Raw genomic sequence first — 22,638 nt, forward strand, 5'->3', positions numbered from 1 at the left:
TAGATTGGGGACTTATAATCGATAAACCTCTCACTACATTACAAACTATTATTATACATATGAATACAAATGAACATTGCATGATTTTATTTGTTACTGTCAGCATTGCGAAGCGGGACTTCGAAAATTAGCTTATAAACATTTAGAGACATTTATTACAAATGCAAAGAAATGGGAATCAAAAGATCAAGAGGAGTTTGCCATTTCACTGTTTACTATTTTAGATGCATCAAACGAAAAAGATGAGGTGTTAACTTTCTCACTAAATAGTTTTCTAATTGACATTCTATATAGATGGACAGAAAACACCCCATTTGATTCAAGGCCTTTTAGATGGATAGGAATTTATATGGACTCTAGCAATAAAGAAGACGATTTAGAAAAATCCCTTCGAAAAGCGATTGAATTAGGTGGTGATACCGAACAAGAAGCCATGATATACCTAGTTTCTAATCACATCAATACTTTAAAATTTGGTACACATGAATTCCCTTCAGGTTATTGCGGAGATTTAAGCGAATGTATAGAAAAACTTCCCTATATGCTTCAATTAACTAATAGAATTCAGAATAAGAACATAAAGGAGCAAAACATTGGTCAAATACAAGAACAACTACACCTTATTCTAGATTGGTTAAAACATACACAAACTCCAGTAGATGCTGTTCGTACATGGGAAAAAGAACAAACTAAGGAATTAGAAAAAAGCATCGTATATCATTTAAACAATAGCTCAAGTCATTAATTCGTCTACCATTTTAATATAAAAAAGAGGATCTTCATACTGTACTAGAAAATCCTCTTTTTATATTTATCCCACATTAGCTTGCAGTAAAACTCCCCACTGATTATAGTTCCACTTTATTTTAATCCTTTAATTAAAGGTGACGCTTCCCCACTATGGAAAATCCATAAGTCATGAAGTGATCTCGTACATCCGACATATAGTAATTTTGCATCATGTTTTGTGTTTTTGTAATGTTCTTCATCCACATCAATTAAAAGCACCGCATCAAATTCTAAACCTTTCGCTAAATAGACAGGTACTACTGATATACCACCTTCATATTTACTTTGGTTTGCTTCAATTACGTTGACCGTTAATCCTGCATTTGTTAATTTCACATATATATCACGGCATTCATCTTCTGTTCTTCCGATTACCGCAATTGTTTTCACATCTGCATTTTGCAAATGTTTTACCGTCTTCACAATTTCAGTAAATTGATTTTCTGCATGAATTACTTTCACATCTTCTCCACTGCGGAAGACTGGTGTTGCGAGTCCTACTGGGATTTCTGCATTTTTAATTATTTCATTTGCAAATTCAATAATTTCTTTTGTAGAACGATAACTTCTTGTCAATTCATAATAACCGGTTTCTTGGAATACTTCCTTAAAAGCATTCCAATCTTCAATTCCTTGGTAATCATAAATCGCTTGCGATAAATCACCTAATATAGTGAAAGAATTACCTAATGTAATTTCTTTTAATACATAAACTTGGAAAGGCGAAAAATCTTGCGCTTCATCAATAACAACGTGATGAAACTTCTGCCCGATTTCAATCCCTGTTATACGATGATGTATGTATATTAAAGCTGGTAAATCTTCTACATACACTTCTTTTTTACGACAACTCTTTTCTGTTTCTTTAACAAGTTCTTCAGGTAATACCTCAAGTATTTCTTTACTTTTTACTATTGAACTATACAGTGAAAGAGCACTCATTTTCGGCCAAAACTTCATATATGCGTTCAGTCTCTTAGTCGCTTCTTTTTTAAGTAATTTTTTCTCGTTTGTTTCCCCGAATTTTTTAAGCTCAATTTCAATCCAGCGCTTCATTCGTCCTACTAATCGTTCTCTTCTTTTCTGTAAAGGATAATGTTTATATTCAACTTGCATCCATTTTTTAATATCTTCTACTGGAATAATCGCTCTATCCCACGCCTCAAAATCTTTTGTCGGAACTAACTCATTTTCAAATTGGATCATTCTCTCTTCAATAAACGCCTTAAATTCCAACGTACCCTTTAATTTACCTAGCATTACCTTCTTTTCATCACGATTAATTGAAAATGCTTCTTTCAATTTTTCTTCTGTCTGGTTTAGTTTCACTGAATCATCTAACGTACGTAATGCCCAATCCGGAAACGTTGTTTGATTAATATTCCCTACACCTAATTCAGGAAGTACACTCGAAATATAGTCTAAAAACAGACTATTCGGCGCAAATACGATCATTCTTTCTGCTTCTAGTTGTTCACGATATTCATAAATTAAAAAAGCAAGGCGATGTAAAGCAATTGTTGTCTTTCCACTCCCTGCAACCCCTTGAATAAGTAATGGTAAATTTCTTTCCGCTCGAATAATATCATTTTGTTCCGATTGAATCGTTGAAACAATATCCTTTAGCTTATTATCTTTATTCTCACCTAATCGATATAGAAGAATTTCATCGGCATGCGATACATCTTCATTTCCTTTTACATATGTATCAACAACACGTTCAAGTTCTCTTTTTCGAATGGAAATGTTTCGTTTTAAATACACATCACCTTCTACTAACCCATCTGGTGATTGATAAAATGCTAATTCGTCTCCACCGGTAAATGAATAAAACATACTTGCGACAGGTGCCCGCCAATCGATAATGATTGGCTTCATCGTGTCCATATCCTAAACCCCTACTTTTCCGATATAAATCGGCATAACTTCTTCTTTTCCATCTTCCTGAAAATCTAACCTTCCAAAGTACGGCTCTTGCACACCAATACGTAAGTTTTGTCTATTAGACTCCCTCATACTTTCAAGAATTTGCTCTTTAAAATCTTCTCCATAATAAACTGGGATTTTTTCAAGCTTATCCAATTGCTCATCCATCATATGTAAAGTATCCTTCATTTTTTGTAACTCATCTTCAAATATGTTGCTCATTTCGACGATTCCCTCCTGTCCGTTCTAATTTTTCAGTCGAAGTATCATTGTATTAAAAATCCAATCATAAAGTCAATAGTTTCTATTTAAATTTTCCGAAAAAACTTACTTTTCATCTTTCTAATTTAAAAAGAATATGCAACATCTAAATCACACAAATACACATATAGTATAATGATGCATGCAAAAGATACTACTTTCTATTTGTCTCCTATTTAATTTATCTATTAAAAAACATTGTAAAAATTAAAGAATTTAATCAATGGGCGTTTTACTGCCCATAAATAGTAGGATAAATAAAAGTAAAGGAGGCTCTTCAAATGAATGTCGCGAAAAAGAAATCACTAAAGTTATATTTACTTATTTTTGTATTCACTGTTTTGGCCAGTGGATGGATTGGGGTATTTCTAGATTCTCTTCTAACAAATCAACCTGAAGGAAACACTTTAGGTATGGGATTATGGCTAATATTACCTTTCCTCGTAAGCATTTTACTTAGAGTTATTAGCCGAGATTGGAATGATTTTGGCATCAAATCAAATTTGAAAGGAAACTTTATATGGTATTTCACTGCACTACTTATTTATCCATTCGTTACAGTAATAACGATAAGCATATCGCTCATTTTTGGAGTAGCTCATATTTCTAGTTTTGATATATCCACGTTATTGTCACTCATAGTCATGTCTTCTATTGGTAACTTTATTAAAAACATTTTTGAAGAGTTTTCTTGGCGCGGTTATTTAACTCCAAAGTTGATTGAACTAAATCTAAACGATTGGTACATTTATATTATTTCTGGTTTCATTTGGGCACTTTGGCATGCTGTATATTATATAGTCTTTTTGCCAAATGAATATTTTGAATCTATCTCAAGATTAAATATGCTTTTATCTGGCTGTATCCTTATGGTTTGTTGGTCAATTATGTATGTTGAAATATATAGACTTACAAAATCCGTCTGGCCATGCGTTATCATGCATGCGATTGAGGATGCTGTTCCTACTGTTTTAGTTACCCTAACAGGGATTATTACCCTTACAAACAGTAGTGATTTTTGGTTAAATCCTATTAGCGGGGTCGCTGCTACTGTTTTATTTCTCGGAATTGGAATCGTACTAAGAACTATAAGAATAAAAAGAGAACGACAATTATTCACACAATAAAAAGCAGATAATGAATTCGTCATTATCTGCTTTCCAATTTTTAAAACTACCTTATTATATTTTTTGATACATAAGCCAGTCACCAGAGTCTATCACTTTCTTTAACATCTTTTTATCTTGAGCGATATACACATATGCCTCAATTTCCCTATCAGCAACATATACTGTTTGCGTGATTCGATCATATAAATCAGTCTCCGCATTACCTGTATATTCTTCTAGTTCATCTAACTTACACAATATCTCATCATTTACTACATAAACTTCTCCATACACCTGTTCTTCAATCGAATAAGTCATGGCCGGATATCCTTCGTTCGTATCAAATAATTTGCCATATGTCCAAGCTCTGTCTGCGATGCATGTTGCACCTAGCATATAATGAGCATTCGTTTGTCCTCTTCTTAACGTGCCATAAACGAAAACATGATACATAAATTCTTATCCCCTTTATATGCCTCTACTTTCTTATTTGTAAATAAGCACGAATCATAAAGTAACTCACTTCATTCGGAAGCTGTTCTTTAATAGATTTCAGACCACCATCTGCATTTTGAACGGCAGTTTCAATAAGAGATTCATACTCTGCTGGAACAAAGCTTTTCCAATCTACTTCCATTCCATCCTCATAGCAGCGAATTAAATGGTTTTCGATTGTTTGTCTTGATAAGTTACGTTCTTTTGCAATCTCATTCAAATCAATACCTTGTTTATACATTTCATACGTTTCTAAATGAGAATTTGCGGACGCTTTTCCTGACTTTTTACGCTCTGAAACTACTTCTGTCTTAATCGTTTCAGCATAATTTGGATTTTCCTCAATAAAATGCTGAACTGCTTGTAAGAAGTGCGAGCCATATTTCACAAGTTTGTGTTCTCCGATACCTTTTACCGTCAACAATTCGGAATCACTTTGCGGCATTTTCACACACATATCTTTTAATGTTTGGTCAGAGAAAATAACGAACGGAGGTACACCTTCTCCTTGTGCAATTTCTTTACGTACTTCACGAAGCACTTCAAATAAAGGATGGTCTTGAACAATTTGTCTTGTCTCTACTCGTTCTTTTCGTAAAACATTCTCTTTACCAAGTAATACTTCTTTCCCTTTTTCAGTTACTTTTAACGTCGGATAAGTGCCATGCTCAACTGCAATTAACTCGTCTGAAATTAAAAACTCAATAAACTCACTGACCTCTTTTATACTACGGTTCGATAAAAGCCCATACGTTGGTAAAGTATGGAAATTAAATTCGATAACTTTCTTATTCTTCGACCCAGTTAATACTTGCGCTATCATTTGCTTTCCAAAGCGTTGGTTCGTTCTAATCATGCATGATAAAACCATTTGTGATTCCCTTGTCACATCGATGCTCTCGCGATTGTCTGTACAATTACCACAGCGTCCACAATCTTCTTTCGGTTCTTCTCCAAAGTATTGCAAAATGAATGATTGTAAACATTGTTCTGTATGACAGTAATCGGTCATATTTTGCAATTTTTCAAGTTCATTTGAAAAACGTGATTCTCCAGTTGATTGATCAATTAAAAAACGCTGTACTTGTACATCTTGAGAAGAATATAACAATATACATGTACTATCTAATCCGTCACGACCAGCACGTCCTGCTTCTTGATAGTAACTTTCCATGTTTTTTGGAAGCTGATAATGAATTACGTAACGAATATTCGATTTATCAATACCCATCCCGAATGCAGATGTTGCTACCATTACACTTACTTCATCTCGTAAAAAGAGTTCTTGTTGCTCATTTCGATCACTATCACTCATACCAGCGTGATATTTTGATACAGAAACTCCTGCCTTCATTAAATCTTCATATAACTGATCGACTACTTTTCTAGTAGCTGCATATATAATCCCAGATTCCTTTTGATTTTGACGAATATAATCCGCCAAATATGCATTTCGATCTTGCCCTTTAATGACAGAAAACGATAAGTTCTCACGCTCAAACGTTGTCATAATTGTATTTTCTTTATTAATTTCAAGTGTATTACAAATATCATCACGTACTTGCGGTGTTGCTGTTGCTGTTAATGCTAATACGAGCGGCTTTTCTGGAAGATAATCTAATATGCGATGTATATGTAAATAACTTGGACGGAAATCATGTCCCCACTGTGAAATACAGTGTGCTTCATCAATCGCAATCATAGGGATTTTCATATCGATAAGTTGGTCAACAAACTCCATTGAATCCAGTCGCTCAGGCGCTACATAAAGTAACTTATAATGGCCTTGTTTCGCTAATTGAATTCGTTGATTCGCTTCCGCAATCGAAATAGAACTATTAATATAGGTAGCTGAAATACCGTTTTGTACTAATGTATCTACTTGGTCTTTCATAAGTGATATTAAAGGCGATATAACTAACGTTGTTCCTTCAAATACTAATGCGGGAATTTGATAACAAATTGACTTACCACCACCTGTAGGCATAATACAGACAGTATCTTTCCCATCTAATACATTTTTAATTGTTTCATCTTGTCCTCTTCGGAATGACGAATAACCGAAATAAGACGCTAAAAGTTCTTGTGCTTTTGTAAACAAAAAAGAGTCACCTGCTTTTCTTTATCTTTCATCTACTCCTATTATATCATCTCTTATGCATCATGAAAGTGATGAATACATGACTAACAGCCTGCTTTTTCATTATTTTATGCTTCTTTACATTTTTGAGAATGATTAGCAATTATAACGAATTTCAAAATAAATACACATTTTATTAATTCTCCTTGAATACTACTAATCTTATACATATGAATTCAGGGGGTTACTATATGAAGCACCGTAATATTAGTTCCATCAAACAGAAAACGGTATCGAACCAACTCCAATTCTCAAATAATGAAGCGTGGAAATATGAATCATACTATAAGTACCAGCCATTACTCTCTTATAAAAAGCTTTTACATTTTCTTTCTCAACTTTTTAGACGTTAATATATGCGCAAAAAATATATCATTCACAGAATTTTTCTCAATATTAAATGTATAGACTTACTACAATTCAGTTGTTACCATATATAATAATCTGTTGGATAAACCCCTTAAGTTGACCTGCTTATATTAGCAGGTCTTTTTCATGATTACATACTTCTGTGTACCTCGATCTCACTTCCAAGTCTTTTCTCCATTTTATAACCATATTTAACTCCCAACAATTCATGATAATCATGAATTGTTGGGAGTTAAATTGTTCACATATAATTATGCAATTCTTCTTTCTCAATACACAAAAGACATTTTACTTGTTACTATAAAAGTACTCCAGATGAGTTTTTTGCTCATCGACATTATCTAGTTATTGGGGCCTGCCGCGGGAAGCAGGTCCCTTTGACTGTATGAAGGTCCTAATTTCATTTGGACACATTTACCAGGGTTTTTCAAAAGAATTTTATGATAACATTACGTAGTCGAGTCCGACATCTCGGCAATACCCTTTTGAGGGTCTGTAACTTCCCTTGCAGACCCTCTTTTACTTTATATTCAATTTATTCATATATACCACAACATCATTCATTGAATTTCTCCATTTCAAATTCCCTAAAAATAATCTAGGACACGTAACTAAAAATAAATCTTCATCATACTTTGAGTTATACATGTTCAAAGGAGTGTTACTATTTATGTATTCTTATTGGCAATCGTATTACTCCCCCTACCATAACCCTTATGTAAACTATGATTTATCCGTACGGAACTACCGAATTAGTAAAAATGAGAATTTTTTAAAAGGGTATATGCGTTCTTTATGGGAACAACACGTCGCTTGGACGAGATTGGCTATTATAAGTATAGTCTTTAATTTACCAGATGTTAACGTTACTGTTGGACGACTTCTACAAAACGCAACACATATGGGACTATCACTTGAACCATTTTACGGTGAGGATGCAGTGAAAAAATATAGTGCATTAATTAAAGATCACTTAGTAATTGCAGCGGATCTTGTTAAAGCCGCAAAAGCTGGTAATCAAAATGCAGCGGCCGCTATAGAGAAAAAATGGTACGCTAATGGTTATGAAATTATTGAATTTCTTAACAGTATCAACCCATATATAGATAAAGAAGAATTTAGAAAAATGTTTTATGAACATTTAGCACTAACGAAAGCAGAAGCACTTGCCTTCCTAAATAAAGATTATGAAGCAGGAGTAAAACTTTACGATAAAATTGAAAAAGAAGCATTAGAAATGGCCGACATGATAACAAACGCAATCGTAAAACAATTCCCGCAAGTATTTCAATAAAGTGAAACTTTAATCAGAGTAGGTATTACTACTAAGTAATACTTGATAAAAATAAGTCGGTTTCCAAACATAAATCGGCTTATTTAGTTTTCTCTCCATGATATTTCACCTCTCCTCTTTACATTTAGCTTATATCGATATATTTTATTAATATCCGTTTTTTATAGGAGGAAATAGTTTGATTAACGCGATTGGTCTCGTTTTTATACTTACAAATAAACACGAGAAAAAAAAGAAAGTTTACTTAAATGAAAAATTTGCACTAATAGATATTATTGATTCTAAAGAAGTATTTGATGATGAAGGGAATCCTTTAGTAGAACTAACATGTAAATACAGTATATATTTAGATGAAAAATATTACTGTAAATCTCTCGATGATTATACCGGACAAGTATTTCCTTTCTTAAGTGCAAAAATAGGAAAAGGTCTTCTAAGAAACTTAAACTACTACTTTTCTTACGTTGATGCCTATGATAAGAAACCACCAGTTAAAGAAATAAGACCACTTATGAAACAAGTAACGAACAGATAGCCAAAAATACAAAAAAAGAAAGCATCTAACTCTGGATGTTTTCTTTTTTATTGAAAACTCATTAACTTTCATCCTCTTCTAAAAGTATGTATCCAAGCATATTTTAAATTAAAAACATTGGAGGATTAGAGTGAATGAAATACTCAGAAACAATTATAAGCAAACGACTTCGAATACTTAAAATGACGGGTATGTTTTTCCTGCTAGTGTTAATAGCATGGATTGGCTATACAAAATTACTTTATGAAAACGGCTTTCTTCAAGAAAAAAAGAATTCAGTAGAAGTAATGAACACTAGCATTACAGGAGAAATAGAGCAGCTTTTTCATATAAACTTGCAAGGTTATCGAAAAACAAGCCTTGATGCTGTTATAGAAGCAAGCAAAACCGATCCAAGTGAACTATCCCTAATTGAACTGGTCAACAAATCCTGCTCGCGAGATTGCATAGGCGAACCAGTAACATATGTAAACTCAAACAATGGATATATCTTTTATAAGGAATCTAATGGAACTAATGTAGCTATAACGGTTAAAAAGAAAGACACATGGGTAATTGTAAAGAAATCTGTTCAAGATGGAATATAATCACCCAAAAAAAGAGTACGTATGAACTGCACCCCAATTGTTAGACACAGTCTAACAATTGGGGTGCAGTTTTTCTATGGCTAAATTTACAGCTGATGAAAAAATACAAATCGTTCTACGTTATTTGAATGGAAATGAAAGTTATCGAGAAATGGGTAAATCGATTGGTATAAGTGACACAATTATTTTGAATTGGGTAAACCAATATAAACAGAATGGTATGGAAGCTTTTCTAAAACGATGTACAAATTACACACAACAATTTAAACTAGACGTACTAAACTTTATGATTGAAAACGGTATGTCCTTATTTGAGACGGCAGCTATCTTTAACATTCCTGCCCCTTCAACGATTTCTGTTTGGAAAAAACAGCTCGAAACACAAGGAATTGATGCCCTTCAATCTAAGAAAAAGGGGCGTCCATCCATGAAAAAAGATTCAAATAAACAAGTAAAACAAGCTTTAGCTGAAGGGTCAGTCGAAGCACTTGAAGCACGTATTCAACAGCTTGAAATGGAAAATGAGTACTTAAAAAAGTTGAATGCCTTAGTTCAAAACAAGGAAAAATCACGAAACAAGACAAGGCACAAGTAGTCTATGAATTAAGGCATAAATATTCGGTGAAGGCACTCGTGGAGCTAGCTGGTATTCCACGGAGTACGTATTATGATTTAGTAAAGAAAATGAATCGTCCGGATCAAGATGCCGATTTGAAAGCTGAAATTAAAGCAATTTATGAGGAAAATGAAGGTCTTTATGGCTACCGTCGCATTCGTGATGAGTTAACGAATCGTGATCAGAAAGTGAATCACAAGAAGGTTCAGCGCATTATGAAAGAGCTTGGATTAAAGTGTGTTGTGCGTATGAGGAAATATAAATCCTATAAAGGGAAAGTCGGTAAAATTGCACCTAATATTTTAGAGCGTAATTTTTATACAGATGCCCCGAATCAAAAATGGGTAACGGACATCACAGAGTTTAAATTGTTTGGAGAGAAACTGTATGTATCACCTGTATTAGACTTGTATAATGGTGAAATTATTACCTATACAATTGGTTCTAGACCGACGTATTCAATTGTTTCAGAGATGTTAGAGAAAGCATTAGAACGCTTACCTGAAAATCACCAGCTACTAATGCATTCGGATCAAGGATGGCATTATCAAATGAGACAGTACGTCCGGACACTTGAATCAAGAGCTATCGTCCAGAGTATGTCTCGAAAAGGCAACTGTTACGACAACGCAGTAATAGAAAATTTCTTTGGGATTATGAAGTCGGAGTTCCTCTACATAAAAGAATTTGAAAATGTAGAGCACTTTAAAATAGAATTAGAAAAATATATAGATTATTATAATACGAAACGGATTAAGGCGAAATTAAAAATGAGCCCGGTACAATACCGGACTCACTTTTATCAAGTTGCCTAATGAAATAACCGTGTCTAACTTTTAGGGGTCACTTCAGTATCGTACTCTTTTTTATTATTAATACCCTTCCTCTTCATGAATACAATGGCATTTCGGTTTTGTTTTACAATGACATTTTTCACACTCACATTTCGGTTTCTCTTTGCAACAACATTCGTGAAAATCATTGCGTTTACATCTACATCTCCCAAACATTAAATTATCCCAAAATGTATTACAATTTCGGGAATGCCCACAATGACAAGTATTCCCCATGAATCTGCTTCCTCCTTAATAGAATTCATCATATTCTATGTTTAAAAGTATACAAAGGCTTGTTTATTAGTCTATTTTCTCCATATTATAAGTAGAGTTAAAAGATTACATAAAAATAAAAAAACGTCACATGACGGCTTTTTATTTAGCAAACTACTCTTTTGTATAAAAATATTTAATTCCTTTCGTATCTAACCAAGCAGTTGCTTTGTCCAGTTCGTTCCCTTGACGATAATCTGTTTCGAAATACACAAGCCCTTGGTTATCTCCACGAGATATTATTTTAGAAGTATATCCAAGCTTATCCATCATTTGAATCATGTCAGGAACTAAATTTACACCAAATTCATAAGTAACTACTTTGTTATATTTATTCACTATAATTCCAACCCCTTCTTGTTTTTTTATCGGCTCAACAATTGGATTTGTAAACCAAGCTAACGGCTTATTTCCAATCAGCTTATTTAAATCACACTTGCCGATACCAGCCACATTCCCTGTTTCTGTGTATTGCCAAATATCACATGAATACGCCGGTTTGTTACCACCATAACGAGGAATCCATACAAAATCAGAATTGACATTTGCCATTCCAAATGGAGCATACATATGATGAGCAATATATAAACCAGCCTTCTTAGCTCCTAATCTGCGTAATTCATCAATAAAAGCTTGTGCACCCGCTCTCATATCGTTCATTGTTCTTGCTTCTACGTCAGCTACCCAAACTGTTGCATTTTTATCACCACGGTTCCAAAAGTCTCTTGCTTCTATCCGTGCATCCTCTACTGAAACGAAACGACAGAACGCATAATTACCAAACGGAATATTCCTTGCTTTCATTGCTTGTACATAATTTTTATATAAAGGATCTACATAGTTTGAACCATCTTGCACACGTGCAATTACGAAATCCAATTGTGGTGCTGCGATATCCCAGTTAATGTCGCCATTCCATTTCGAAATATCCACAATATAACCCATTATTTAACATCTCCTTTTTCATTATTATATTCAAAGCTTGTTTTTTTGCTATTATCAACTAATAAATAGTATGAGAGGTAGTATATTATTGGGTAATAATTTAAAATTCGGCTTATGTATTGAGAAAACAAAATATTATTACAGGTTTAACAAGTAAAGATTTACAAAGCTCTAAACTATATAAAGTGAAACTATAATTAGTAGGAGGCTACGAGCAGTGAAATTCCCACTTAATTTCTTAGCTTCATCCGAATTTTGAGGTGAGAATTTTACTTCCCGCAAAATAGCTTGATAAATAAAACCACCTTTCTGACAGGTGGTTTTGTGTACTAATTTACATATACATTGTCCATATTTTTATAGTTACTTAATATACTTGTTAACTAAAAATAAGACAATTTTTAGTTTTTAATCAAACCAATTTTCGTTTTATCTCACGTACTCATAGTACCATTTACGTGCATCTAACCAAGCTGTAAATTTATCGATATTTCCAGACGGATAGCCATTCGTTATAGCATAACCAATGCCATCTTTCTGAACGACAATTTGTCCATCAATACCCGCATCTACCATAGCTTGAGCCAAAGCTTGTAAATTACTAAATGCTACACCACCAGTTTTTACTTTGAGCAAATCCGCTGCACCTCCTCCAGTTTGTCCTGTAAGAGCAAATACAACAGAATTAGCGATTTTATCAACATTCCATTTTGCCATATCAGATTCATTGTCAATAAATCCTAATTCTATAAGAATAGCAGGTGCTTTCGTCCCATTTAATACCGCTAAATCTGTACGCTGTTTCGCACCTCGATCACGCCATCCAATATCTTTTGCTAGTTGAGCTGAGATTTTAGCCGCCAAATCTTTCTGATCATAATACAAAACCTCAACACCCTGTCCATTTCCATCACTTGCATTAAGATGAAAAGAAATAACTAAATCCACAGCATGGGAATTGCTATTCCGAATGATATTATTTAAATTTTGTGATTGAGTTGCCCCTACCTCGTCCGTATCGTCATAAACCGTGTGTCCTAGGGATCTTAACTTAGCCGCCACAGCATCTTTAACTTGCCTATCTAAAACGTGTTCTTTCCGATTCCCAAAATTAGCACCTTGAACAATACTATTGTGTCCTCCGTGCAAACTATATCTGGCCATTATTTATCAACATCTCCTTTCTTAATATCCTATTCAAAACTTGTCTTATTGCTATTCCCACTTACAATTTTAACTGTACCCATATGTCCTACATTTTCTAGAAGTGAAGCAATTTGTTTTCGATATAAAAAAGCTATCGCTTCATAAATCGAATGATTTATTCTCTAAATTACTTTTACATGAATGACGACACGAACAAAAAAGCATCACCCTTTCGGCGATGCCTAAAAACTCTATTTTACTTTTCAGCTCCCTAAATAAATAGAGTTTAAAATCACTGAAACTACACCTATATTTCCTCCCCTTCCTTCACAGCTTCTTTCAACCTCTGCAACATATATCCAATCCCTTTACACCCCTCTAGCGGATATGTAATCATTTCTTCTGGATATAACTTTGTCACTACTTTTTTATGCTTCTTCCCTGCTAGTAAGACGATTTCGTCAAACTGTAATAAACTTTTATCTACCATCTGTTTTTGTAATTGCTCTATATTTATTACCTCATCGCTTTTTGAATCAAATGCAAGATCATAGTTTTCTAATACAATATCATTTGGTCTTAAAAATCCATGTTTCGCCGATAATATAACCCAGTTTTCGAAAAACATAGTTGCGTACGCCTGACATGCTTTTCCGAACGGACTAATATACACATTTTTTGCTTCCATCGGTCCGTAGTCTGAATGTTTATCCCAAATTTTCTTTTTTCCACATGGAATTATACATATCCTTTTCATATATATTTCTACTCCCTTTACTTTGGTAAATAAAATTCATTATTTTGTACATTTTTCTCTCAAAATACTATATAATAATTCTGAAAAGTTTAAATTACACATTTTACCATATATGTACTATGGATCACTCTCATTGCAAATATTATAATACCATAAAAATTTTTGCATTTTTTTCTTCAAATTTTTATAATTAAATTGAAATATTATGATTTATAAATTAAATTAGGAAGGAGGTCCATAAAAATGAAAAATATTATCCCTGCACTATTAGTCTATTTTATTGTTTGCGTTATTTCCGTTATCATCCCAGCATCTGAAGGCTATAATTATGTCGGCTGGAAGTTATTTGTTGGGCAAGTGTATGCGATACCTATTTTCTTCATTACTGCTATAATTACATTTTATATAAACAAGAAAAAATCTTACGAATAAACGATTATAAGGATAGCTAACGCTATCCTTATTTTAATTCGTTAATCAAATTTAGAATGACCCTTGCAGTACTTTATATCCTTTCTTCTAAAAAGTCAAACGCCACTTCTGTATTTCAGCGTTTAAACGTAGCTCCTCCGAGAGCCAGCTCTCTAATTCTGAAACCGACGTAATATTTCGTTCTAAAAGTGACTGTAATTTACTCTCCAAATCATTAAACATACACAATCCTCCCGTTTTTAATTTTCTGTTTTTTAGAGATAAAAAAGGACAAGTAGCCAATCTGACTACTTGTCCTTACTGTTCATCTGTACGCAATACGATTAAGCTTGGAATGCTTCTGTTAATACTGGTACGATTTGTTTTTTACGAGATACAACACCTTTTAAAGTAGCTGTGTTGTTTTCTAGTGATACGTTGTATGCTTTCTCAACAACGTTTGCTGCTTTACCGATCGCAAGACCGACAGAATCATTAGTTAAGATATCAGTTACAACGAATAAGAATAGGTCTAAACCTTTTTCTTCTACTACTGCAGAGATTACTTTTTCAAGTTCCGCTTGGTGTACAAGAACGTCGTTTGTATCAACAGCGTTTACTTGTGCGATTTCAACTTTCGCATTACCCATTTGGAATTCTTTAGCGTCAAGAGAGATTAATTGCTCCATTGTTTTTCCGCTTAAGTCAGCACCAGCTTTTAACATTTCTAAGCCGTAGTTATCTGCATCTACACCAGCGATTTGCGCTAATTCACGAGCAGCTGCTACGTCTTGTTCTGTGCAAGTTGGAGATTTGAATAGTAAAGAATCTGAAATGATTGCAGATAACATTAAACCTGCAACTTCTTTACGAATTGTTACGCCATTTTCTTTGTACATTTTGTTTAAGATTGTAGCTGTACAGCCAACTGGCTCACAACGATAGTATATAGGATCGCTTGTTTCAAAGTTAGCAATACGGTGATGGTCAATAACTTCTAACACACGAACTGATTCGATATCGTTAGCACTTTGTTGACGCTCGTTATGGTCAACTAAAATAACGTTGTCCACTTCGCTTGCTACTGTCTCAACAAAACGCGGTCCTTCTACTTTAAAATAGTCTAACGCAAATTGAGTTTCACCGCTGATTTCGCCTAAACGTACAGGCTCAGCATTCATTCCTAATTCTTTTTTCAATTCTGCATAAGCAATTGCAGAACAAATTGCATCTGTATCTGGGTTTTTATGCCCGAAAACTAGTACTTTTTCCATGTTTTCCACCTCTTCATGAAAAGGATATCTTAAAGAAGCAAATATGACAATATTTAAAGCATATTTTTTTATAAATAATTGCACTTTCTTCTATATTTTTCATCATTTTCATAAAAAAAATCATCTAAAATGAATTAGATGATCGAAATGTATGTTTCAATTAAAATAGTGTAGGAGCTTGCACTACATTGTTAAAAGCGAAATTTGAGGATAAGCCATTATTCAAAAGGTTTACATCTATAACTTGATAAAACGCATTTCCAGTGTCTGCAATTTCCCAAACAGCTAAAATAAGATGGTATCCACTACGGTCAGTTGGTACATTTGCTTCGTGCGTTACTGTTGTCCCTGGTCTAGCTCCACCGTCATTTTTCACATAGAATGGCACTAAATCTAAATCTGATCGCGTTAAAGGTTTATTTGGATTCCAACCTTTTTTCGTAATATAATATTTCCACTCTTTTGTACTATGAGGAGCCGTTAGTTTCCACTTGAATGTATTCGTCCCGCCATTTAACGTAACTTTCTTCCACCTATCTACAGTTTGAACATCTAAAGCGGGAAAATGACCAGCCCCTGCAATTTGTCCATCAGAAGGTCCTAGTTGCGGAAATCCACCTATCCCTTCTACGCTTTGTGGTTCATATTGAATCGGTCCACAATTTACATTTACCCCTTGCTTACATAAATAAGATCGGCTCGCTGGTGATTCTACATATCCATGAGCTGAAGCCTTTTCTGAAAATCCAAATGTTAATAATCCCGTAAGTAATACTCCACCACTTAAAATAACTTTCTTCATCTTTTGTAAACTATTCTTTTTCATACTTTCATCCCCTTCCGATAATAAAGCGAAAATAACTATAGTTGGCTAGTCATCTTCTCTACATTTATTATAAGACGAGAATCATTACTAAAAGAACCCTCTAAAAAATTTCTCAAATTCATTTAGTGCGTTAATTAGATTATAATTAACTATTTTAACACCGCCAGAAAAATATAGACGGTGTTAAAAATAGTCGTTTATTATTCACTTACTAATAATTAAGCACTCTCCCCGTTTGATTATACCTTAAATGTTTTTATAATAAATAACCGTAGCATCTAACTTACCATTCGGGGAAATTGCATACCCTGGTATTGTTCCAACTTCTTGGTAGTCTAGTGATTTGTACAGTTTATTGGAAGGATCTCCTTCTCTAGTATCTAATACTAAAAGAGACCTGTTTTCTTGCTTTGCTCGTTCCTCTGCTTTTTGCATAAGCGATCGTCCAATACCGTTACGTCTAAAGTTTGGATGAGTCATTAATTTGCAAATCTCGGCTCTATGAATTCCGTTAGGCTTAGTAACTAATTGTAATTGAATACTCCCTGCTACTTCGTTGTTTATTTTAGCCACATACAATATCACTTCTGGCGCTAATACTGTTTGCCAATACTTTGTTGCGTCTTTTTGTTCCAGTGGAGGCAAAAAACCAATTGATGCCCCATCGTTTACAACCATTTTCAAAAGTTTCGAAAGTTCTTCCATATCATTTTCTAGTTGCTTTATTTCTTCAATTACTAAATTTCGCATTACTTTTCCCCCTTTTGTTTCATTGTAACAATTTTTAAAGAAGGAATAATGAAATAATAAGATGAATTTATAGAAAGATATGACTTTTTGTGAAAGGATAACGATATGAAATATATATTAGATAGAACGTACGCAAAAGAATTACTCGAATGGGCATATGAACAAAACCCGGGCCCTTGGTTTGAACATTCACTACATGTTGCTCATGCAACTGAAAACATAATTATAGAACTTATTAAAAATGGGTATAACCTAGATGCTGACATAGCATATAACGCTGCCCTTTTGCATGATATCGGAAGATACAAAGGTTTTACCAAATCGGTCATTCATTCCTATGATGGTTATATGTATATGAATGATTTAGGGTATACAGGAAACGCTGTTATTTGTGTGACACACTCATTCCCATGCAAAAATGAACATATAGATATCGCAGCGGAATGGAGTCTCGTTCCTGACCATATGAGAAGCCGGTTAGTTGAAATATTAAATGAACATTGTAACTACGACTTATACAATAAAGTAATTACTCTTTGTGACGCTCTTGCTGATGCGGGTGGCTTTACTACGCTGGAAAGAAGATTAATTTCTGTTGGTTTGCGTCATGGTACAACATCTCATACATCTTTACATTGGAAAGGGTTTTATGCGATTAAGAAAGAATTAGAAGCTTTAATCGGTAAGAGTATATACACAGTTCTTCCTGATGTAGAAAAATCTATTTATGAAGATATAGAATATTAAATTGAATACAAATTTAATTTCAAATAAAAAACGTTTTAAACATAAAGTTTAAAACGTTTTTTATTCAATGCTTTTGATTTTTCAGTTCTGTTAAACACTCTTGCACTAAAGTTACCGCTTGACTCATCGCAGCTCCGCCAGCAAATGCTGCTGAAACACCACATGCTTCCAGAATCTCTTTATCTGAACATCCTTGATCAAGACAACCTTTTGTATGATAAATTGTACAATACTCATCTTGCGTTGCTAAACTAATTCCTAATGCAATAAGTTGCTTTTCTCTTTTTGTTAAAGCACCCTCTTGAAAACAAGCTTGCGTGAACGCATTATATGTCTCAGCGATTTCAGGAATTTGATTTGTAAAACTACCTATACCTTCTTTATAATGATGTAGAATATCATTTATCGAACTATGTTGCTCATGTTCCATCTTATTCCCTCCAGTCATATTATCCATACCTATTGTAGTATGTGATGAAATGGAGGCAATATACCTTCTTTTAAATTAAGAATTTTCAGTTAATTTACGTTATAATTTTAAATTATCATCTACAATAACTTTTTCTCTAGAACTTTTTCTTTCAACCTCTTTACTTCTTTCTTCCCAAAATGTTAATCCTTCAATCCCCACATTTTTAGGATTAAATACTGGATCTTTCCCTTCTTTTTTCTGCCTTTCATAGTCTTTTAACACTTTTAATGCGATTTTACTTAATAATAGAATCGCGATTAAGTTTAACCATGCCATACTACCGATTCCTAAATCTCCGAGATTCCATAAAAGCGACGCTGATTCAACACTACCGATGTAAACCATAATTAAAAATCCAAATTTTAAAACTGGTTTTAACCAGCCATACTTCAATTGACGATCTAAATAAGTAAGTGTCGTTTCAGCGATATAGTAATAAGCGAGTAACGTTGTAAATGCAAAAAAGAAAATCGCAATTGAAATAAATATTGGACCAAACCCTGTTATCACAGTTTCAACTGCTTGTTGTGTATAAATTGGACCAGCTTCCACATTTCCTATATTTTGTACAATAGCGGTTTTCCCTTCAGGTATAACATTATACATACCTGTTATTAAAATCATAAGAGCTGTCGCTGTACATACGACAATTGTATCGATATATACGGAAAACGCTTGAACTAATCCTTGTTTTGCAGGATGCGATACTTCAGCAGCCGCCGAACTATACGTCGCTTCTCCGACACCAGCAACGTTTGAAAATACAGCGCGTTTTACGCCCCATGCAATAGCTGCACCAACAATTCCACCAAACATTTCATTTACACCAAATGCACTAGAGAAAATTAAAGCAAACATACTTGGAATCTCCGTTACATTCGCAATTAATATGATACATGTAACAATTACATAACCAATTGCCATAAATGGCACAAGCATTTGAGAAACACCGGCAATTCTCTTTACACCACCAAAAATAATTGCTGCTAGTAACACGACTAAAAATATACCAGTTATATATTTGCTAATACCATTAGAATTTTCGAATCCAACTGCGATACTACTAGATTGAATACCTGGTAATAACACGCCATATGAAAGTGTTACAACTACCGCTACAATGACTGCAAACCATTTCATTTTTAAACCTCTCTCAATGAAATATGGAGTACCGCCGCGATATTCATTCCCTACTTTACTTTTGTATACTTGAGATAATGTTGATTCTACAAACGCGCTCGCTGCCCCTAACAAAGCCATTACCCACATCCAAAATACAGCTCCAGGCCCGCCGAAAGCAATTGCTGTCGCTACCCCTGCAATATTACCAATTCCCACTCTTCCCGATAAGGCTAAACAAAATGCCTGAAAAGATGATATTCCCGTCTCTGAACTCTTTCCTTCAAATAATAGTTTAATCATCTCTTTAAAATAACGAATTTGCAAAAAGCGTGTTGCAATCGTGAAATATACGCCTGCCCCTAATGCAAAAACAACTAAACCGATACTCCACACTTGCCCTACTAACCATTCTACTAAATTCTCCATCCAAATCCCCCTTATCATTCTTTGGAAAAGCAATTTTGTATATAAGAAAACGGACAACTATTATCAAACTTTCTAGTTGTCCGCATCTTTCATTATTTCATCCCTCAATTTTTGTCAGTAAAACACCCTATTACTTTATATTTACCCAAACACTTTTCACTTCTGTATAATTATCAAGCGCATATGAACCTAATTCGCGGCCAATACCAGATTGTTTGTATCCACCAAATGGTGCAGCTGCATTTTCTAAGTTATAATCATTAATCCACACTGTTCCTGCTTTTAATTTATTTGCCACTTGATGACCCGTTTTGATATTTTGCGTCCATACACCCGCAGCAAGGCCATAGGATGAGTTGTTCGCTCGTTCAATTACTTCTTCTGTCGAATCAAATGGCAGAACAACAACAACTGGTCCAAATATTTCTTCCTTAACGATTGTCATATCGTCTGTAACATCTGTGAATACAGTTGGCTTAACGAAATAACCCTTTTCAAGTGCACGTTCACCACCAGCCGCAACTGTAGCGCCTTCTTTCTTCCCTTGCTCAATGTAATGTAACACACGCTCTTGTTGTTTCTTAGATACGAGTGGACCCATTTCCGTTCCTTTCTCCATACCTGCTCCAAGTTTTACGTTGTTCGCCATTTTCACAAGTGCATCTACTACAGTTTCATAATGTTTACGATGAACAAATACACGTGATCCTGCGCTACAATTTTGACCGTGATTATACATAATACCTTGGAATGCACCATTAATTGCTTCTTCCAAGTCCGCATCTTCTAAAATGATATTTGGTGATTTGCCGCCAAGCTCTAACGTTACATGCTTAATCATTTCTGCAGACTGACGCATAATATACTTTCCTGTAACAGTAGATCCTGTAAAAGCAACTTTATCAATGTCATGATGATTTACAATTGCTGCTCCTGCTTCAGGACCAAAGCCTGGTACAAAGTTTACAACACCGTTTGGAAATCCAGCCTCTTTAAAAAGTTTTGCTGTATATAGTAAAGATAAAGGCGTTTGCTCTGCTGGCTTTAATACGATCGTACAACCTGTCGCCAGTGCAGCTCCCATTTTCCAAGAAGACATAACGAGCGGAAAATTCCACGGAATAATCTGACCTACAACACCTACAGGTTCATGTCTCGTGTAATTTAAGTAATCTTTTGAAATTGGGATTGTTTGCCCAATAATTTTTGTAGCCCATCCTGCGTAATAACGATAATTTTCTACAGTTGCTGAAATATCATCATCAAGTGCTACTTGATATGGCTTTCCATTATCTAAAGCTTCTAGTTGCGCTAATTCTTCTCTATGTTCTTCAATTAAATCTGCTAATTTATAAATAAGATGCGCTCTTTCAGCAGTAGTCATTTCTGCCCACGGACCGGATTCAAATGCAGATCTTGCCGCTTTTACTGCAGCATCAATATCCTCTTCTTGCGCTTCACATACGACAGCTAGAACATCTTCTGTAGCCGGATTATACGTTTCAAACGTCTTTCCCCCAATAGCAGCAACAAATTCGCCATTAATAAACATTTTAATTTCTTCATTTAAGAACGCTTCCACTTTTGGTTTCAGCTCAATATTTGTCTTTAACACTATGTTCTCCTCCTTATTTAAACAGCTGCATGAGCTGCAATATTTGATAAAATCATTTGAAGCTTTTGATCTTCGTCAGCAGTTAACCCTAGTCTTGGATAGCGAGAAGGTCCTCCGGCTTGCCCATGTAATTCCATAGAACGTTTAACGATTTGAACATATTTCCCTGATCCTTCAAGAAACTCGCAAAGTGGTAAAATAGCATCGTTTATTTCCCACGCCTTTTCTAATTCACCATTTTGAAAATGCTCATACATTTTTGTAACGAGACCGGGAACGATATTTCCTGCTACTGAAACCCATCCCGAGGCACCAACTAAATATGATTCCATAACTAAATCTTCAGAACCACAGAAGACTTGGAAAGCCCCTTCACTTTGTCTTACTAAATCTCTTACTTTTCGAATATCTCCGCTAGATTCTTTAATATGTGTAACATTTTCACACTCTTTTCCAATACGGAGCATTAGCTCTGTACTCATATCGACACCAGAAGTAAATGGGTTATTGTATAGCATAATTGGTATATTTACAGAGTTTGAGATTTCTTTAAAATGAAAATAAATCTCCTCTTCCTTCGGTTTACAATAGTAAGAGTTTATAATTAATGCACAATCCGCTCCGTGCGCTTCTGCATGTTTCGTATATTCAATTGTTTCTTTTGTGGTCTCTGCTGCAGTTCCAACAATGACAGGAATACGGCCATCAATTTCTTTCAACACAGTTTCTACCATTTTAAATCGTTCTTCTTTTGATAAACTTACAAACTCTCCTGTACTTCCATTAATGATAATACCTGCAACCTTTTGTTCGATAAAGTAATTTACATTTTGTTTTACCCCATCCCAATTAATTTCCTGAAATTCATCCATCGGTGTTATTAATACTGGAAATGCCCCTTTAATTTTTTGCATATT

At 34.3% G+C, this 22,638-nt stretch carries 21 protein-coding genes and 2 pseudogenes; 8 read left to right on the top strand and 15 right to left on the bottom strand.

The annotated features are described in order from the left end of the window. The first annotated feature begins 59 nt into the window (after positions 1 to 59). Positions 60 to 745, top strand: a pseudogene (locus tag BC_RS14055) (hypothetical protein). A 116-nt stretch (positions 746 to 861) separates the two neighbouring features. On the opposite strand, the pseudogene BC_RS14060 reads toward BC_RS14055, so the two are convergent. Continuing rightward, a pseudogene (locus tag BC_RS14060) lies at positions 862 to 2,937 on the bottom strand (HelD family protein). Positions 2,938 to 3,257: 320 nt separating this feature from the next. On the opposite strand from BC_RS14060, the gene BC_RS14065 reads away from it, so the two are divergent. Then, positions 3,258 to 4,103: a CPBP family glutamic-type intramembrane protease gene (locus tag BC_RS14065; protein ID WP_001099768.1), complete on the top strand. Its 846-nt coding sequence runs from the start codon at positions 3,258 to 3,260 to the stop codon at positions 4,101 to 4,103. A 54-nt stretch (positions 4,104 to 4,157) separates the two neighbouring features. Here the strand turns inward: BC_RS14065 and BC_RS14070 are convergent, their stop codons facing one another. Together BC_RS14070 and recQ are read right to left on the bottom strand one after the other, a co-directional pair. Further along, positions 4,158 to 4,538, bottom strand: coding sequence for a gamma-glutamylcyclotransferase family protein (locus BC_RS14070; protein WP_000274908.1), 381 nt, complete (start codon positions 4,536 to 4,538; stop codon positions 4,158 to 4,160). A 25-nt stretch (positions 4,539 to 4,563) separates the two neighbouring features. Then, positions 4,564 to 6,681 (bottom strand): DNA helicase RecQ, encoded by a 2,118-nt coding sequence (gene recQ / locus BC_RS14075; RefSeq protein WP_000494262.1) that lies wholly within the window; start codon positions 6,679 to 6,681, stop codon positions 4,564 to 4,566. Positions 6,682 to 7,759: 1,078 nt separating this feature from the next. Between recQ and BC_RS14080 the strand changes: the two genes are divergently transcribed. The 4 genes from BC_RS14080 to BC_RS14095 all read left to right on the top strand — a co-directional run bounded on the left by BC_RS14080 (position 7,760) and on the right by BC_RS14095 (position 10,936). Next, positions 7,760 to 8,383: a hypothetical protein gene (locus tag BC_RS14080; protein WP_000287730.1), complete on the top strand. Its 624-nt coding sequence runs from the start codon at positions 7,760 to 7,762 to the stop codon at positions 8,381 to 8,383. Positions 8,384 to 8,561: 178 nt separating this feature from the next. Further along, positions 8,562 to 8,918 (top strand): hypothetical protein, encoded by a 357-nt coding sequence (locus BC_RS14085; protein ID WP_000606231.1) that lies wholly within the window; start codon positions 8,562 to 8,564, stop codon positions 8,916 to 8,918. A gap of 134 nt (positions 8,919 to 9,052) precedes the next feature. Next, the gene (locus tag BC_RS14090) at positions 9,053 to 9,505 is read left to right on the top strand and encodes a hypothetical protein (RefSeq protein WP_000877569.1); all 453 of its coding nucleotides are present in this window, start codon (positions 9,053 to 9,055) and stop codon (positions 9,503 to 9,505) included. 76 nt (positions 9,506 to 9,581) lie between these two features. After that, positions 9,582 to 10,936 (top strand): IS3-like element ISBce19 family transposase gene (locus tag BC_RS14095; RefSeq protein WP_085964692.1). Its coding sequence is split into 2 segments (ribosomal slippage): positions 9,582 to 10,035 and positions 10,035 to 10,936, totalling 1,356 coding nucleotides; the frame shifts between segments, so codons are not numbered across the junction. 14 nt (positions 10,937 to 10,950) lie between these two features. On the opposite strand, the gene BC_RS27695 is transcribed toward BC_RS14095, so the two are convergent. The 4 genes from BC_RS27695 to BC_RS14110 form a co-directional block, all read right to left on the bottom strand. Beyond that, entirely contained in the window at positions 10,951 to 11,127 is a 177-nt protein-coding gene (locus BC_RS27695; protein ID WP_000503003.1) for a hypothetical protein, read from the bottom strand. A gap of 217 nt (positions 11,128 to 11,344) precedes the next feature. Further along, a complete protein-coding gene (locus tag BC_RS14100; protein WP_000540607.1) occupies positions 11,345 to 12,175 on the bottom strand; it encodes a GH25 family lysozyme in 831 nt (276 codons plus the stop codon). Between the two features lie 429 nt (positions 12,176 to 12,604). Next, positions 12,605 to 13,339, bottom strand: coding sequence for an N-acetylmuramoyl-L-alanine amidase (locus tag BC_RS14105; protein ID WP_000135290.1), 735 nt, complete (start codon positions 13,337 to 13,339; stop codon positions 12,605 to 12,607). A gap of 289 nt (positions 13,340 to 13,628) precedes the next feature. After that, positions 13,629 to 14,078, bottom strand: coding sequence for a DUF6884 domain-containing protein (locus tag BC_RS14110; protein WP_000820906.1), 450 nt, complete (start codon positions 14,076 to 14,078; stop codon positions 13,629 to 13,631). 243 nt (positions 14,079 to 14,321) lie between these two features. Between BC_RS14110 and BC_RS14115 the strand changes: the two genes are divergently transcribed. Next, positions 14,322 to 14,510, top strand: a complete 189-nt coding sequence (locus BC_RS14115; protein WP_000789485.1) for a DUF4017 family protein — start codon at positions 14,322 to 14,324, stop codon at positions 14,508 to 14,510. 87 nt (positions 14,511 to 14,597) lie between these two features. On the opposite strand, the gene BC_RS28215 is transcribed toward BC_RS14115, so the two are convergent. From BC_RS28215 to BC_RS14130, 4 genes are all read right to left on the bottom strand, one after another. After that, positions 14,598 to 14,732, bottom strand: coding sequence for a hypothetical protein (locus BC_RS28215; RefSeq protein WP_000481363.1), 135 nt, complete (start codon positions 14,730 to 14,732; stop codon positions 14,598 to 14,600). A 101-nt stretch (positions 14,733 to 14,833) separates the two neighbouring features. Beyond that, on the bottom strand, positions 14,834 to 15,763 hold the full coding sequence (gene ppaC / locus BC_RS14120) for a manganese-dependent inorganic pyrophosphatase (protein ID WP_000416873.1): 930 nt from the start codon (positions 15,761 to 15,763) through the stop codon (positions 14,834 to 14,836). Positions 15,764 to 15,923: 160 nt separating this feature from the next. Continuing rightward, positions 15,924 to 16,589: a lytic polysaccharide monooxygenase gene (locus BC_RS14125; RefSeq protein ID WP_000742279.1), complete on the bottom strand. Its 666-nt coding sequence runs from the start codon at positions 16,587 to 16,589 to the stop codon at positions 15,924 to 15,926. A gap of 246 nt (positions 16,590 to 16,835) precedes the next feature. Beyond that, on the bottom strand, positions 16,836 to 17,339 hold the full coding sequence (locus tag BC_RS14130) for a GNAT family N-acetyltransferase (RefSeq protein WP_001245258.1): 504 nt from the start codon (positions 17,337 to 17,339) through the stop codon (positions 16,836 to 16,838). 105 nt (positions 17,340 to 17,444) lie between these two features. On the opposite strand from BC_RS14130, the gene BC_RS14135 reads away from it, so the two are divergent. Then, complete coding sequence (locus tag BC_RS14135) at positions 17,445 to 18,086, top strand: HD domain-containing protein (protein WP_000875112.1); 642 nt, start codon at positions 17,445 to 17,447, stop codon at positions 18,084 to 18,086. Between the two features lie 64 nt (positions 18,087 to 18,150). Here BC_RS14135 and BC_RS14140 read toward each other — a convergent pair whose 3' ends face one another. The 4 genes from BC_RS14140 to dapA all read right to left on the bottom strand — a co-directional run bounded on the left by BC_RS14140 (position 18,151) and on the right by dapA (position 22,635). Then, positions 18,151 to 18,543 (bottom strand): carboxymuconolactone decarboxylase family protein, encoded by a 393-nt coding sequence (locus BC_RS14140; RefSeq protein ID WP_001999958.1) that lies wholly within the window; start codon positions 18,541 to 18,543, stop codon positions 18,151 to 18,153. A gap of 72 nt (positions 18,544 to 18,615) precedes the next feature. Continuing rightward, positions 18,616 to 20,106, bottom strand: a complete 1,491-nt coding sequence (locus BC_RS14145) for an alanine/glycine:cation symporter family protein (protein ID WP_000429527.1) — start codon at positions 20,104 to 20,106, stop codon at positions 18,616 to 18,618. A gap of 130 nt (positions 20,107 to 20,236) precedes the next feature. Next, positions 20,237 to 21,721 (bottom strand): aldehyde dehydrogenase family protein, encoded by a 1,485-nt coding sequence (locus BC_RS14150; RefSeq protein WP_000920973.1) that lies wholly within the window; start codon positions 21,719 to 21,721, stop codon positions 20,237 to 20,239. Positions 21,722 to 21,738: 17 nt separating this feature from the next. Beyond that, positions 21,739 to 22,635, bottom strand: a complete 897-nt coding sequence (gene dapA, locus BC_RS14155; protein WP_001169452.1) for a 4-hydroxy-tetrahydrodipicolinate synthase — start codon at positions 22,633 to 22,635, stop codon at positions 21,739 to 21,741. Positions 22,636 to 22,638: the final 3 nt, after the last annotated feature.

It is taken from the genome of Bacillus cereus ATCC 14579 (assembly GCF_000007825.1).
GTDB lineage: Bacteria > Bacillota > Bacilli > Bacillales > Bacillaceae_G > Bacillus_A > Bacillus_A cereus.